The 14,346-nt window shown below is 59.3% G+C and carries 10 protein-coding genes and 1 pseudogene; 9 read left to right on the top strand and 2 right to left on the bottom strand.

Translation table 11 applies throughout. From position 1 onward, the window contains the following. Positions 1 to 230: 230 nt before the first annotated feature. The gene (locus ACSYSS_RS07435; RefSeq protein WP_491703385.1) at positions 231 to 860 is read right to left on the bottom strand and encodes a GrpB family protein; all 630 of its coding nucleotides are present in this window, start codon (positions 858 to 860) and stop codon (positions 231 to 233) included. Positions 861 to 979: 119 nt separating this feature from the next. Between ACSYSS_RS07435 and ACSYSS_RS07430 the strand changes: the two genes are divergently transcribed. The 5 genes from ACSYSS_RS07430 to ACSYSS_RS07410 all read left to right on the top strand — a co-directional run bounded on the left by ACSYSS_RS07430 (position 980) and on the right by ACSYSS_RS07410 (position 3,775). Continuing rightward, positions 980 to 1,276 carry a type II toxin-antitoxin system RelE/ParE family toxin gene (locus ACSYSS_RS07430; RefSeq protein ID WP_491703384.1) on the top strand — a complete coding sequence of 99 codons (297 nt, stop codon included), beginning with the start codon at positions 980 to 982 and terminating at the stop codon, positions 1,274 to 1,276. Continuing rightward, positions 1,273 to 1,596 carry an addiction module antidote protein gene (locus ACSYSS_RS07425; RefSeq protein ID WP_491703383.1) on the top strand — a complete coding sequence of 108 codons (324 nt, stop codon included), beginning with the start codon at positions 1,273 to 1,275 and terminating at the stop codon, positions 1,594 to 1,596. The genes ACSYSS_RS07430 and ACSYSS_RS07425 overlap by 4 nt, the downstream gene beginning before the upstream one ends. Positions 1,597 to 1,860: 264 nt before the next feature. Continuing rightward, positions 1,861 to 2,199 (top strand): nucleotide pyrophosphohydrolase, encoded by a 339-nt coding sequence (locus ACSYSS_RS07420; protein WP_491703382.1) that lies wholly within the window; start codon positions 1,861 to 1,863, stop codon positions 2,197 to 2,199. A gap of 102 nt (positions 2,200 to 2,301) precedes the next feature. Further along, complete coding sequence (locus ACSYSS_RS07415; protein ID WP_491703381.1) at positions 2,302 to 2,607, top strand: DUF2442 domain-containing protein; 306 nt, start codon at positions 2,302 to 2,304, stop codon at positions 2,605 to 2,607. Positions 2,608 to 2,836: 229 nt separating this feature from the next. Continuing rightward, complete coding sequence (locus ACSYSS_RS07410; protein ID WP_491703380.1) at positions 2,837 to 3,775, top strand: lactate/malate family dehydrogenase; 939 nt, start codon at positions 2,837 to 2,839, stop codon at positions 3,773 to 3,775. Between the two features lie 869 nt (positions 3,776 to 4,644). On the opposite strand, the pseudogene ACSYSS_RS07405 reads toward ACSYSS_RS07410, so the two are convergent. Continuing rightward, positions 4,645 to 9,324, bottom strand: a pseudogene (locus ACSYSS_RS07405) (DEAD/DEAH box helicase); the annotation flags it as partial. Between the two features lie 252 nt (positions 9,325 to 9,576). Between ACSYSS_RS07405 and ACSYSS_RS07400 the strand changes: the two are divergent. The 4 genes from ACSYSS_RS07400 (at position 9,577) to ACSYSS_RS07385 (ending at position 14,290) form a co-directional block, all read left to right on the top strand. Beyond that, complete coding sequence (locus ACSYSS_RS07400) at positions 9,577 to 10,680, top strand: iron-siderophore ABC transporter substrate-binding protein (RefSeq protein ID WP_491703379.1); 1,104 nt, start codon at positions 9,577 to 9,579, stop codon at positions 10,678 to 10,680. Positions 10,681 to 10,920: 240 nt separating this feature from the next. After that, on the top strand, positions 10,921 to 12,021 hold the full coding sequence (locus tag ACSYSS_RS07395; protein ID WP_491703378.1) for a FecCD family ABC transporter permease: 1,101 nt from the start codon (positions 10,921 to 10,923) through the stop codon (positions 12,019 to 12,021). Position 12,022: 1 nt separating this feature from the next. Next, positions 12,023 to 13,228, top strand: coding sequence for a FecCD family ABC transporter permease (locus tag ACSYSS_RS07390; RefSeq protein WP_491703377.1), 1,206 nt, complete (start codon positions 12,023 to 12,025; stop codon positions 13,226 to 13,228). A 153-nt stretch (positions 13,229 to 13,381) separates the two neighbouring features. Continuing rightward, positions 13,382 to 14,290, top strand: coding sequence for an ABC transporter ATP-binding protein (locus ACSYSS_RS07385; protein ID WP_491703376.1), 909 nt, complete (start codon positions 13,382 to 13,384; stop codon positions 14,288 to 14,290). Positions 14,291 to 14,346 lie beyond the last annotated feature (56 nt).

The raw sequence follows: 14,346 nt of genomic DNA, 5'->3' as shown, positions 1-14,346 counted from the left end.
TTCATCCTTATACTGTATATTGATTTTATCTGTGTCTTGTCGTTTCAATTAATCTCAGCGGTTGGTTGAATCAATGAATCAGACAAGGTTATGTTTATATGGATTATATGTTTGAATTGCTATTTTCACCTTCATAAGCGGCCCTTGGAAGTATAATAATTCGGATGCGTCAAAGAACGGCGATAACTAGACATCGGCGAGATAAATCAATCCGATTCCTTCTCGTTTGCTTACTCACTCAGCCCCAGCGCCGTGAACGCCCGTGCGTAGATTTGCCGAATGACCGTCTGCTTGCGCTCGTTGTATGCCGACACCATACCGGGCTCACGGCCCATGCCTTCGGCTGCTTCAGTTTTCGTGCGCTGGTACAGTAGCCGGTCAGCATCGTTTTCGCGCAGCCAGTTGCGGAAGATGAGGTGGCGCACCGCTTCGTGCGAACCGATGCTCCAAATGTGAAGGTGGCAATCTGGGCTATCCGCCACCATCATGCGGTGTTCGTACCACCATGGTTCGCGGATGGTCAAGGTGAATCCCTTGCGTTCCAGCGCAGGCAGGTACGTAGATTCGTTGTTCGCGTCGGCTACGGTCAGGTCAATGTCGATGATTGGTTTGGCGGCAAGTCTTGGCACAGACGTGGAGCCGACATGTTCCACGGCGATTGCCTTCGGGCCAAGGGCCTGGCGCACCGCTGTCTCAAGCTTTTGGTAGGCGCTCGGCCAGGCGAGGTCGTATGGCTCGATTGAAACTGTGCGTTTTGTCTCCGCACCGGCGACAAATGGAGTCTCACCAGCTGGCATATCGCCGTCGTCAAACGTCACTATCGCCTTGCGAAAAGCTGCGGAATTCCAAGAGTCTTGCATATTGAAAATTCTAGTTGTGGTATGAGATGTTATATTTTCGACAAGTTGGCGTGTATGTTCATTGAACAAGAAATGTTTTTTATCCTGTCTCTTTGTATCTTCTGTGATACACTATTGATATGGAAGTTCGACGTACAAAGGAGTTTGATCTTTGGCTGAAACATTTACGTGACGTTCAGGCCAAAGCTAGGATTCTTGCGCGTTGGAGAAGTATTGCAACGTTAGGTAAATTGACGGGTGATATTAAGCCGGTGGGTGATGGTGTGTTCGAGATGAGATTTCATTTTGGACCCGGATATAGAGTTTATTTCTCGCTGAACGGTGCTGATATTACCTTGCTGCTCATTGGAGGGGACAAAAGTACGCAAAGCAAAGATATCAGGCACGCTAAGCAGATTAAGGAGCGGTTGGTATGACTGCAGTACAGATGAAGGAGTTCGATCCGGTTGATTATCTTGATACAACTGATGATGTGACGGCATACCTCGATGCTGCTTTGCAGGAAGCTGAGAGCATGGAGGACGACGCGGATTCCTCTGCGTTTTTCATTGCGGCCTTGGGAGATGCGGCGAGGGCCGAGCGGAAAATGTCGGCCATTGCAAGCCGTGCGGATGTGGGGCGTGAGAGTCTGTACAAGTCATTGCGAGCTGATTCCAACCCCTCGTTTCGTACGGTGTTGAGTGCGGTTCGCGAGTTGGGTGGTCAGTTGCGCATCATGCCTACGGTGCAACCGTGATGGTGTGGTGCATACTGCTGAACACGTGCTTGGGGTAAAGGTTGCGAACGTGGTAGTATACAACCAAGGATTGCAGGAATTGGCGTTATCGTTTTGATTTTTGCTGGTCCTACTCGAACCGGGGGTGCGTCCCCGGTTTATTGCTTATATTTCGGCAGGGCGGGCGAATGGAGTTCAATGTTGCAGTTGAGCTCGGTTAGTGACGTTGTGATGGGCGTTGCTGGGTAACGGAATCACTCAGAGCGGCGAGGTAAACTCGCAACCATGATCAGAGAATCCACATTGCAGGCGCTACGCGATTTCGTCGTTGAGCGCGGTTGGGGCAAATACAATACGCCGGAGGCGCTCGCCAAGTCAGTGAGCATCGAGGCGGGTGAGTTGCTCGAATGCTTCCAGTGGGGGCCGGACGCCGCCAATCCGGACAAGGAGCATGTCAAGGAGGAGCTGGCGGACGTGCTCATCTACTGCATCGACATGGCGGATGTGTTTGGCTGGGACCTGGACGATGTGATTCTCTCCAAGCTCGCCAAGAACAAGGCGCGCTACCCGGCGAAGGCGGTCAAGGGCGACTTTGCGAAGTACCGTGCGATCCACGGTGAGTAAACATGAGCAGATTCTGCTGTTATTAATTGGATAAGTTTCCAAATCAACGTCATTGTCCACTCTTGGGACGCATCAAGCCGCTTGATTAGGGGAGGGGTGAAAATGTATGAACGCAATGGCATTGTGTACGCTTCCACGCCCAGCGATGAGCTGAGAGTCGTTAGAGTGCGGGCTACCAACGATTGGATTTTGCTCATTGAATTTTCCAATGGTGAGACTCGTGTATTTGACGGCACCTGTCTTTTCGATCAGCCGGTATACACTCCTCTGCAGAATCTGGATATCTTTAATGCGTTCTCCATTGAACACGGTATTTTGACGTGGGATGGTGGCGCAATTAACATCGGCACGCAAGCATTATATGACTTGAGCTATGAGTACGACACGGCTGATTTGATTACCGTTTAGCTGTTTTCCATACGATTAACCTTGCAGTGGTGTCGTGATTTTGGAACGAGCTGTTTTCCTTAATTCAAATTTTGCGTCTTTCTCTGCGCCGGACCGTCTATCTTCATGCTTTGCCAGTGTCCACTATGTGAAACAATGATGTCCAAAATGAGACAAACGAAGCGTGTCGAAACTTCCCGTCCTAGAGTGTCAAATTACCAACACAAGCAGTACGAAAGGAAGGATTCAAATGGCAAGGAAGATCGCACTCATCGGGGACGGCAACGTAGGCGGCGCAGTGGCGCACCAGATCATGGTCTCAGGCTTGGCCGATGATTTCGTGATCATCGACGCGAAGAAGGAGAAGGCCGAGTCCGACGTGCTCGACTACACGGACGCGCTGGCGAACCTGCCGCACCACACCAACGTGATTGCCAACGACTACTCACAGCTCAAGGACACCGATATCATCATCTCCGCCATCGGCAATATCTCGCTGCTCGATGGAGGCGACGAGGATGACCGCTTCATCGAGCTGCCGTTCAACCGCAAGAACGCCACCGACGTGGCACACAAGATCAAGGATTCCGGCTTCAACGGCATCATCATCTGCATTTCGAACCCTGTGGACGTCATCACCTCGATCTACCAGAAGATCACCGGCCTGCCCAAGAACCACGTCATCGGCACCGGCACCCTGCTCGACTCCGCCCGTATGCGCCGCGCTGTAGCCGCCCGGCTTAACATCGACCCGCGCTCCGTCGTGGGCTACAACCTGGGTGAGCACGGCAACTCGCAGTTCACCGCGTGGTCCACCGTCCGCGTGCTGGGCAAGCACATCACCGACATTGCCGAAGCCCGCGGTCTTGACCTCGACGAGATCGACAAGGAGGCCCGCGTAGGCGGCTTCACCACGCTGCGGGGCAAGGGCTACACGAACTATGCCATCGCCGCTGCGGCCGTCAAGCTGGCCGAGACCATCTTCAACGATGCCCGTACCGAAATGCCGTGTTCGAACTACCGCGAGGAATACAAGACCTATCTGTCGTACCCGGCCATCGTGGGTCGCGACGGCGTGGTCGAGCAGCTTCAGCTCGACCTGACCGACGAGGAGCTGAAGAAATTGCAGTCTTCGGCCGATTTCATCCAGAGCAAGGTGGTCGAGTCGCTCGGTGCTCCGCTGGACTGAGCGCGCCTGAAGCCGGTGCGCAGACTATCTGACTGTACTGGTCCGGCTTTAGCCAATCGTCTGAATCGTAGTTACGTGATTCAAACGATTTTTGTTGCTTGATAATCTCATGTTGAACCCTGAAAACGTAATTTTTGTACATCGGATGCTGAATTTTTTGTACATCCGATGTACAAAAATTACGTTTTCTGTTATTGCCGACAACGAGTGGATTCAATCTGTCAGCTCCTTGATGTTGTATTTGGCAAAGTTCGTGAGGCGCAGCCAAAGCGGATGACTACTCACCGATACAGCGTCATGCCGCGTGGGCCTGGGGCGAAGCCAGCGGATCGCATGGCCGCAGAATAGGGCGTGGGTTTGAGCAGCGACTGGCCGTTGATGTCGGTGAAGTTGATGCTCGAGGTCTGGTTCCGCCGAAGGTATAAGGTCAAAGTACGGAATGCCTGTGCCAATGTTTCATGTGAAACATGAGGATATTGGGTGCCGCTTGGTGTACCTGTGGCTAAGTCGTTACGATTGAGTTTGTTTTCACGGTTGCTGGTGACTTTGCTGTCGTCGTTCTGGTGTGCAGCGGGCATGAATTCCAGCAGATGATGGCTGTTTGGCGTGGCGTACAATACTGGCTGACCGTTGGCGAAGACCACCAGGCTGCCGGTTCGCCGTGTGGGCTTGATGCCTGAGCTTGTTGTGCGGCTAGTACTGCCGTTGCCTTCCGATTCCGATTGCGCCATTGGCCAGGCAACGGCTGCTCCCTGTAGATTCGCTGGGTCGAGCGCATCCACGACTACGATGTGCGCAGCTTCTGTCTCTGTTGCTGTACTGTGCTTGCGCTCGCGGCGCAGGGCGTTGATGGTCTCGCGACTGGCGAATTGCGCGGCGCCCATGCCGCTTACAAACATGCCTCGCACCAGCTCACCGGCCTCTTCCATGCGGCGCAAGATGGGGTACAGCGCCGAGAAGCCGCCGGGAATGCATTCCATGTCAACCACTGGTGGTGCGATCACACCGTATCTATCGAGCAGCGCTTCAACCAGCGCGATGGCGGCACACTCTCTGCTGTGCGTTGTGTAAGGCCTATTGCCGGAAGTGCCGTTGTCGGTGTTTTCCGCGGGAATGTCATGCCCGTTGCCCCGCACCAGCTCCCAAAGCCCGGCCATTGTGGCCAGGCTGTTGCCGCTGCCGTGTCGGTTCGCACGCTGATGCAACGGCGCCACTCGCATTCTGCGGGAGCGGCTTCGCATCATGGCGCGCGATGGGGTTCTACGCCCGCTTCGCCCTGCATTTCCATTGCCGCGCGTGCGAATCAGTTCCCGGATCGGCATGAACGAGCTGTTGGTCACTTTGCCCTGCCACACCAAATTCCACAGTGCCTGCTCGAAGTCGGATTGATTCCATGCTGCGTCATGAGGCGCGTTGATTTCCGTGATTTCGCCGGTCACCTCATCCACCGTCGTGGCGGTATCGGCGCCGGGTTCCGGTTGGCTGAGTGCCATCAGCTGCTCGGCTCGGTAGGCTCCTCCCGCTTCCAGAGCTTTGAGGATGGAGCGTTCAAGAAGGCTAAAGACACTGGCGGATTGACCTGAGATTGTGGTTTTTGTTGCTGTTCCTGCTGTGTCTACAGCTTTTGCCGACGTTTGCCCAATGGAGTGTAACTGCGATGACACAGTTGAAGTTTGAATACTGGAATGTGTGGGTGTGGCCATTGCTGAAAGGAGCAGCGAATCGGCAGGATACCAACTGATTTGACCCGCTCCGCCGAGTTCGGCGCTGCCGGGTGTGGCCTGCCCGACCCACACGATTTCGCCGGCAGCCAGCAGCTCATCGAGCATGCCGGGCTGGAAGCTGCGCACTCGCGCCGGGAACACCGCGCTTTCCCATACTTCGGCGGGCAGGTTTAGTCCTTCCAACTGCTCCACCACGCGCAGCAACCTGTCGAGTCCGCTGTCACTTGGTGTTGTCTGGGCCGATTCAGCAGCTGAGACCAGCCCCTGCCGCTTGAGTACGAATGACTGGAACGTCGCGGCGGAAACTGGCTTGATGGCCTTGCGCGCCTTGGCCAGCGAGCGGTTGCGGATGCGCTTGAACACGTCGCGGTGCAGGTACTGCAACACGGAGCCGGTGCTCTTGTTGCTATCGCCGGTGTCGCCAGGGTAATCCACATTCAGTGTGAACGTACCGCTGAGCAGCTCGCCGCGTTGCTTCATGACGTCCAGCTCGCGCACCGCACTCACGGCATCGATGCCGAGCGAATGAATCACGTCGTCGGCGGTGAACGGCCCGTGCGTCTTGGCGAATCGTGTGATGCGCCCGCTCACGTCGCCCGGTTCCAACTCGTTCCAGAATTTGACGTGGCTCAGTTCCTGCTCCACGGCAGCAATCACGTCATCGTCAAGAATGTCCGTCATATGCCCGCTGCCGATGAGTTTTTCGAGCGTATCCACGTCCATCGAGAGCAGCGAGGCGTTGCTTTCGGCCTGCGGTACGTCGTACTGGTACATCACCGAACCCACGAATCCGAAGAGCAGATTCTCCGCCAGCGGCGACGGCGTATCCGTCGTCACGTCCACCAGGGCGATGCTGCCGTCGTTGAGCGCCTGCATGATGCGCCGAAGCGCCGGCAGGTCGTACACATCCTGGAGGCATTCACGCGCGGTCTCCAGCATGAGTGGGAAATTGTGCTGTGATTTGGCGGCCTGCAACAGCTGTGCCGACCTCAGCCGCTGCTGCCACAGGGGCACGCGCTTGCCGGGCTGAGTGCGCGGCAGGTAGAGCGAACGGGCGGCGCACTCGCGGAACCGTGCGGCGAACAGCACCGAGCCGCCCACCTGTTCCTCGATGTCTCGCTGCAATTCGTCCACGTCAAAGAGCAGCAGTTCATCGGCGGGGATGCTGGCCTCGCTCTCAGGCACGCGCAGCACGATGCCATCGTCCACGGCGTAGCATTGCCCGTCGAATCCGTACTTCGCCTTGAGCCGGTTCGAAACGGCCATCGCCCACGGTTCGTGCACACGGCGACCAAATGGCGAATGCACCAGGATGCGCCAGTCACCCTCCTCATCCTCGTTGCGCTCCACCACGATGGTTTTGTCATTGGGAATGGCACCGGTCGTGCCACGCTGCTCCGCCAGCAGACCTGCGAGATTGGTGTAGGCGTTCTCGTCCAACCCGTCGCGGTGCAGCCGCTCTGTGGTCTTTGCGTCGAAGTGCGGACCGGCGGCGGCTTGGCCAGCGGTCTGTATATCGCCATTGCTACCCATTCCGGCACTCGCCAGTCCTGCGCTGATTTCGCGCATGAATCTTCCTCGGGCAACGCCGAAGCCGACGTCTCGCCCCGGTCCTTCGCCGTGCCAGAACGGAAGCCGCGCCGTTCGTCCGGGAGCAGGGGCCACCACCACGCGGTCATGGGTGATCTCCTCGATCTTCCACGTAGAGGTGCCGAGCGTGATCACGTCGCCCACGCGCGATTCGTACACCATCTCCTCGTCCAGCTCGCCCACGCGCCTGCGCCCGCCGTTCGCGTCGCCTTCGGGCAGCACCACGGAGTAGGTGCCGCGGTCGGGGATGGTGCCGCCGCTGGTCACCGCGAGCCTCTGGGCTCCAGGGCGCGCCACGATGAGCCTGTGTTTATTGGATTCGTCATCACTCCACGCCAGCGGCGGCCGGAACGCGGAGAACTCCTCCGTGTTGTAGGCACCGGTGAGCATGCCCATCACGGAGTCGAACGTGGCCCTGTCGAGCGAGGCGAACGGGGCGCTGCGCCGCACCACCTCGTACCAGTGGTCGGGGTTGAGGTTGTCCATCGCCGCCGCAGCCACGGTCTGCTGGGCGAGGATGTCCAGCGGGTTGCGCAGTACGGTGATCGGCTCGATGCTTCCGCTCTTCATGCTCTCGATGCTCGCCGCCATGCCGATGAGCTGCTCGCGCGTGAGTGGGTAGAAGAGCGCGTGCGAGACCCCGCCCACCTGGTGGTCCGCACGACCTACGCGCTGCAGGCCGGACGAGACCGAAAGCGGCGGCGCAATCTGAATGACCAGGTCCACGGTGCCCATGTCGATGCCGAGTTCGAGGCTGCTGGTGGCCACCACGCAGCGTAGGCGCCCGGCCTTGAGATCGCTTTCGATCATGGCGCGGCGATCCTTGGAGACCGATCCGTGGTGCGCCATGGCGATGGTTTCGCTCGGATCGTGGGCCTCCACCAGCATCTGCGTGCTGCCCACCACGGAGTCGTAGTGACGGGATGGCCCGTAGTCGTGCATGGGTTCGTGGCCGAAATACCGTTCGGCGTAGAGGTCGTTGAGCCGCGCGGTGAAGCGCTCGGCCAGCCCGCGCGAGTTGACGAAGACGAGCGTGGTGTGGTGCTTGAGGATCTGGTCGAGCACGTCGTTTTCGATTGCCGGCCAAATGGCTCCTGGCGATGCGCTGGATGCGGCGCTCTGTGAATCCGCAAAGTTGAGTTGTTCATGAGTGCTTGTGAAATTTCCGCCGCTTGTGCCTTGACCGGATTGGGTAAAAGCATTGCTGAAATCGCTGTCAGGGGCAGTATTGCGGCTGCGGGTCGCCAGTCGCTCCATCTGCAGCGTGACTCCGCTGATGCGCTGTGCAGCTATGTCTTTTGCCCCTGTTCCAGCTCCCACTCCCGGCTGCTTATTGCCATGTGCAGTGTCGGACATACGTGCCAATGGCTCCACTACACGCAAGTCCATTTTCGGAGCATCGTCCGGTGCAATGATGGTGACCGGCTGCGCTCCACCCACGAATCGTGCTGCCTCGTCGAGTGGGCGGACCGTGGCCGAAAGCCCGATGCGCTGGGCCGGCCGCGCGGTCAGCTCGTCAAGTCGTTCCAGGCTCACTGCCAAGTGCGCCCCGCGCTTGGAACCGATGACCGAGTGCACTTCGTCGAGGATTACCGTGCCGACAGTGCGCAGAATCTTCCGCGCCTTCTGCGTGAGCATGAGGTAGAGCGATTCCGGCGTGGTGACGAGGATGTCGGGCGGATGAGCGTTGATATGCCGGCGTTCACGTGCCGTGGTGTCGCCGCTGCGGGTGGCGATGGTAATCTGCGGAACGGCAAGCCCGCGCTCGCGGCACACTTCGCCGATGCCGGCCAGCGGCGCCTCCAGATTCTTCGCCACGTCGACCGCCAGCGCCTTGAGCGGCGAAACATAGAGCACTTTCACGCCTGAATTATTCTTGCGTGATTTCGCTGTTTCTTTATGAACTGCTGTATTGGTGCTTCCGTTTGCCGCCGTGCTGGTTGTCTTGGTGATGTTGGTGTTGATATCTTCACCGTTGTTGCCTGCTTGGCTCGCTGCAACGGTGGCGTCTGTATCGATTGTTGATGCGCTAGGCTCCTTGCCTTGCATCAGACTGTCGATGGCGCAGAGGAACGCGGCGAGCGTCTTGCCCGACCCGGTCGGCGCGCTCGCCAACACGTTCTCGCCGCTCTGGATGGCGGGCCAGGCCTCACGCTGCGCCGCAGTGGGCCGACCGAAGGCGCGGTTGAACCAGAGCCGCGTCGGCTCGGAAAACCCGCTCATCCCTTCATCCATACCTCGATTATCGCCGCCCTCGGGGACGCTATGCGCGCAGAATATACAAACAAGAGTTATGTTGCTCACATTGCGCAGGAACAGCGGCGGAATACCACATTCGCCGGCAGAAGTAAAGTCTTTTCTTTCGTGCCGTTTTGCAGTTAAATAGGCACGTTGCCGCAAGCCGAGTGGTGCGTTGCACACAACGTGCCAGGCTGTCGAATTATGCCGGCCCGTTCTCATTGCGTAGCCGGCCAAAGAGAGGATTCCATGTCATTGTTTTCATCGTTCGTACCGGGCAAGGCGCGCAGGTCGTTGACGCGCTTCGCCGCATTGCTGGTGGCCGTCGCATCGCTCACAGTCGTCGCCGCGTGTGGCACGTCGCAGTCTGCCGGTTCCCAGAGCTCCGGTGGGTCGGCCGCGTCGGCTTCGTCCGTCCAGACCGGGAACCAGGATTTCCCCGTATCCATCAAGCACCACTATGGCACCACCGTCATCAAGTCGAAGCCCAAGCGCATCGCGACCGTGGGCTGGGGCACGTTCGACAACCTCATTGCCTTGGGAGTGGTGCCGGTGAGCATCCAGAAGAACACCTTCGGCAAGACCGAAGGCGGCGGTTTCCTGCCTTGGACCTACAACGCTCTGAAGAGGATGAACGTCAAGCAGGCCGACATGCCCCAGCTGCACGACGAGATGGACGGCGTTGACATCGAGGCTATAGCGGCCTCCAAGCCCGACCTCATCCTCGGCATGCAGTCGGGCATGACCCAGGAGCAATACAACCAGCTCAGCCGCATCGCGCCGACCGTCGCCTACCAGAAGCTGCCTTGGGGCGACCCCTGGCGCGGCCTGATCCGAACCACCGCCAAGGCCGTCGGTGAGCAGTCCCGAGGCGACAAGCTGATCGCCAGCCTCGAACGGCAGATGAAGGCCGACACCGCCAAATACCCGCAGCTTAAGGGCAAAAGCGCCGCGGTCATGATGATCGATGCCTCCAAGCTCTCCAAATTCAGCGTCTACACCACAACCGACATGCGCCCCCAGCTCATGAACGACCTCGGTTTCAAGACCCCTGCCTCCGTCAAGCGCCTCTCGAAGGGCACGACGCAGTTCTACAAGGATGTCTCCGCCGAAAACGCCGATCAATTCAATGATGCGGACATCATCGTCACCTATGGCACCTCCAGCCTGCTCAAGGCCATGCAGAAGGATCCGCTGCTCTCGCAAGTCCCCGCGGTCAAACGTGGCTCGGTGGTCGTCATCGACAACGACTCCGCAATGGCCAATGCCCTCGACCCAAGCGCCCTCTCCATCCAGCAGACCGACGCAGAGTATGTGAAGATGCTCGCTAAGGCCGCCGACAGAGTGAAATAGGGCGGTATAAGGTGTGCTATAGCGGTCACGACTGTGCCTTAGCCGCCCATTTTTCATTCAGTGTGCACTTTTTGAGGTTGCATTGCAACGACACCATGATGGCTCGTTCATAAAACCGCGGAATACCAACGTTTTGGAAATGAAACAAATTCTGGTGTGCTGGCAAGTGCCCGGAAACGTGCTCACTGAATGAAATCACCCGCCCATATATCCCATTCATCGTACGGAATCGCAGGGTCAATGCGCATAGATCGTCGTTTGGCATCGTGCCGAACAGGGAAACCGTCGCCGGCATCCACGTCGGCACGGACGAAGCACACCCTGATCCCTATATATGTTCTGCTTCTCGCCGGAATCGTCATCGTTGCGTTGTGTTCGGTGACGTTCGGCTCCCGCGTGGTGAGTTTTGGCGACGTGGTGCGGGCGTTGACACCCGGTGTCTCGGCAGGCGGCTCCACGGCTGCAGCCGGTTCATCGTCTTCAGCCATCGCGGTCTCCGCGGTGCGGCTGCGCATCCCACGCACGGTGCTCGGCATTGCGGTCGGGGCGAGTCTGGCGGTGGCGGGAGCGCTCATGCAGGGTGTCTCGCGCAACCCGCTGGCCGACCCCTCGCTGCTCGGGCTCAACACGGGTGCGGCCTTCGCCATTGTCTGTTCCATCGCATTTTCCCACCTGAGCACACCGTCCAGTTACGTATGGGTGGCGCTTGTTGGTTCCGCGGCGGCCGCGGCGCTGGTCTGGGCGATTGGTTCGATGGGGCGAAGCGGCGCGACCCCGCTGAAACTGACACTCGCCGGAGCGGTGCTGAGCTCAGTGTTGAGTTCGTTGACCAGTGCCGTGTTGTTGCCCCGCACGCAGACCATGTCCGACTACCGATTCTGGCAGGTCGGTGGTGTCTCCGGTGCCCGTTTCGACCTCATGCTTCCCATCATCCCGCTGCTCGTGCTCGGCCTCGTGCTCGCTTTGGCGAGTGCGCAGTCGCTCAACACTCTGGCTCTTGGCGACGAACTGGCTGCCGGGTTGGGACTGCGCTTGACCGGCACCCGCGTCGTGGTTTGGTTCGCCGCGGTGCTCCTGTGCTCCGGCGCTACTGCGCTGGCCGGTCCCATCGGTTTTGTGGGTCTCATCGTGCCGCACGCCGCGCGCATGGTGGTGGGCTCCGACTACCGGCGCATCATCCCGATGTGTATGGCCATGGGCCCGCTGCTCCTGCTCGCGTCGGATGTGGTCGGCCGCGTCGTCACCCGCCCCGAGGACGTGGAGGTCGGCATCGTCACCGCCATCATCGGCGCGCCGATCTTCCTCTATCTGGTTCGCAAACGCAATATGGTAGGGGTGTGAGATGGCATATTCGGACACGACGACTCACGAACACAAGTCAGCACAGCCGTCTCTGCAACGGCAGCCGCATTCACAGCTGCCGCGAAAACCAGACATAATCCGTCAATGTGTTGTGCAGGAAGGCGATTGCGAGGCGGTGACCTCCGCTCTCGCAGCCCGGCAGGCGCGGGAGTTGGAAGCCGAGAAGGCCATCGCCGACCGGCTCGACACCTCGCGCCGTCGTGCGGGAATTCGTGCCGTCGTCGTGTTTGCGATGTTGCTCATCCTGCTGCTTGCGCTGCTCTACGCCGACCTCGCATTCGGCCATGAAATCTATTCGTTTGGCGACATCGCCGCGGTCCTCACCGGCCAGGACGCACCGGGCCTGAGCTTCGCCATCGGAGAGTTGCGCCTCCCGAGGGTCATCGTCGGCGCGCTGGCCGGCATCGCGTTCGGCATGGCGGGCGCTAGCTTCCAGCACATGCTGCGCAACCTCATGGCCAGTCCCGACATCATCGGCATCACCGCCGGTGCGAACACGGCGGCAGTCTTCGGCATCGTCATCCTCGGCGTCTCGGGTCTGCGTCTCTCGCTGCTTGCCGTGGCTGGCGGCGTCCTGACCGCGGCGATCGTGCTCTGGCTCTCGTGGAACGGATCCCCGAACGTGAGCAAGCTGATACTTATGGGCATAGGCCTCGCCGCAGCGCTCAACGCCGTGACATCTTGGATTCTAGTACGTGCCGACCAGTGGGATATGCAGACCGCCGAGCGTTGGCTCACCGGTTCGCTCGCGGATGCCGAATGGGCTTCGGTGCCAGCTCTCGCGTTGGTGGTGGTCGTCGCTGGTGCCTTGCTGATTGCACTCAACCGGCAGGTCGACGTGTTGAGATTCGGCACCGGTATCGCCACCGGCTTGGGTGTGCGCGTTGAGGCGACGCAGGCCACGGTGCTGCTGCTTTCCGTGCTTCTGCTTTCAGCGGCGACCGCCACCAGCGGACCGATTTCGTTTGTCTCTTTCCTCGCCGGCCCCATCGCCTCGCGCCTTGCGGGGCCCGGAAAACCCGCGGTGGCACAGGCCGGTCTGGTGGGTGCGTCGGTCGTGTTGGCCTCCGACATCGTGGCGCAGCATCTGCCCGGTGGCCAGCTGCCGGTCGGCGCGGTCACCAGTCTCATCGGCGGGCCGATCCTCGTCATCCTCATGATCCGGATGGTGCATCGTGGCGCGTAACCGCACAACTAATCCAACCAAGCAACCATTTATCCCATTTCACAGACGCACAGCAACCATTTATCCCATTTTGGGCCGAAAAACGTCACAAATGGTTGCTATGCCTCGTCAAAACGTCACAAATGGTTACCCACCCATCTCAAGGAGGTCGCGTTGACCGCCACATTCACCAGTCATGACGCCGATCACAACCATCCGGCGCACAGCCTTGAAGCGCAAGACATCAGCCTCGGGTACGAGAGCGGGTCCGGTCGCGGCAAATCCAGCCATACCGTCATTCGCGATCTCGATCTAAACGTGCCGCCCCACCAGGTCGGTGCCATCATCGGTCCCAATGGCTGCGGCAAGTCGACCCTGCTCAAGTCGTTGGCGCGCCTGCTCAAGCCGACCACCGGATCTGTTGTGCTCGACGGCAAATCCATCAACACCCTGCCCACGCGCGAGGTGGCTACGAAAGTGGGGCTGCTCCCGCAAACGCCGATTGCGCCCGAAGGCATCACCATCGCCGACCTCATCTGCCGCGGGCGCTATCCCTATCACGGCATGCGCGGCGGTTGGAATGCCGATGACGCCGCCGCCGTGGCCCATGCGTTGAACGCCACCGGTCTGGCAGATTTAGCCGACCGGCCAGTGGACTCGGTTTCGGGCGGCCAGCGTCAGCGTGCCTGGATTGCCCTGGCTCTGGCGCAGGAGACCGATGTGCTGCTGCTCGACGAGCCGACCACCTACCTCGACATCGCCTATCAGGTCGAGGTGCTTGACCTCTTGAGCTACCTCAACGCCGATGAGGGGGTGACCATAGTCATGGTGTTGCACGACCTCAACCTCGCATCGCGCTATGCCGATTGGATGCTGGCATTGAAAGACGGCGGGCAGGCTGCGCTCGGCACGCCGCAGGAGGTGGTGACCCAGAAGCTCGTGCACGACGTGTTCGGCCTCGATTCCACGGTGACGATTGACCCGGTGACCGGACTGCCCACGATGGTGCCTGTTGCCGCGCACTCGCTCAGCGCCCAGCGGCAGGCGCATGATGACGCGTTCCGCTCTGGCACGTATATCTGACATCGCACCGGACGTGTATATCAGACTCGCAAGTTGGCTCAACAGAACGGAAAAGC

It is taken from the genome of Bifidobacterium sp. ESL1118 (assembly GCF_058505595.1).
Note: the sequence above shows the minus strand (reverse complement) of the source record. Positions and strands in the feature narration are given on the sequence as shown.